General features: G+C 45.5%; 1 protein-coding gene and 1 pseudogene. Both read left to right on the forward strand.

The features are described from left to right. Positions 1-159 (forward strand): annotated as a pseudogene (locus A3735_RS29795) (glutamate synthase small subunit); the annotation flags it as partial. 119 nt (positions 160-278) lie between these two features. Continuing rightward, positions 279-898 (forward strand): uroporphyrinogen decarboxylase family protein (locus A3735_RS20455; RefSeq protein WP_082885948.1); only part of this gene is annotated, 620 nt, incomplete at its 3' end.

Here is an 898-nt window from a genome sequence, read left to right on the forward strand (position 1 = left end):
GGTGTTGTCGCGCCAGAGAAGGGTGAGTACCCTTATCAGACGAGTAACCCGAAGATTTTCGCCGGTGGTGATATGGTTCGTGGTTCTGACTTGGTGGTTACCGCCATTGCGGAAGGCCGCCAGGCAGCTGAAGGCATCATGGACTACCTGGATATATAGTCTGCACGTGATGAGTATCAATGACTAAATCCAAGGCACGGTTGATAATACTGTGCCTTTTTTGTATCTGGACAACATTGCCAGACATTTCTTGATTATTAATATTGAAGAGACAGTGAATGACAGAGCTAAAGAATGATCGATTTCTGAGAGCGCTAGAGCGTAAGCCGGTTGATGTGACGCCTGTATGGATGATGCGTCAAGCTGGGCGTTATCTGCCAGAGTATAAAGCGACCAGAGCGCAAGCCGGTGACTTTATGAGTCTGTGTAAGAATAAAGAACTAGCATGCGAGGTCACAATTCAGCCTCTTGAGCGCTACAAGCTCGACGCTGCAATTCTGTTTTCTGATATCTTGACGATTCCGGACGCAATGGGTTTGGGTCTTTATTTCGAAACGGGTGAGGGGCCTCGTTTCAAGAAGATTGTTCGAACAGCAGAGGATGTCGAGAAACTACCTATAGTTGATACCTCTAAAGACTTGACTTACGTAACGGATGCAGTGAGCACCATACGTAAAGAGTTGAATGGACGTGTTCCGTTGATTGGTTTCTCTGGGAGTCCTTGGACTTTAGCCACTTATATGGTTGAGGGTGGAAGCTCTAAAGATTTTCGCCATATCAAAGCGATGATGTATTCTCAGCCAGAAATTATGCATCAGTTATTGGATAAAATTGCCTTGTCTGTGATTGATTATCTGAATGCTCAAATAAAAGCGGGTGCGCAAGCGGTTCAGATCTT

The sequence above is a fragment of the Oleiphilus sp. HI0061 genome (assembly GCF_001635675.1).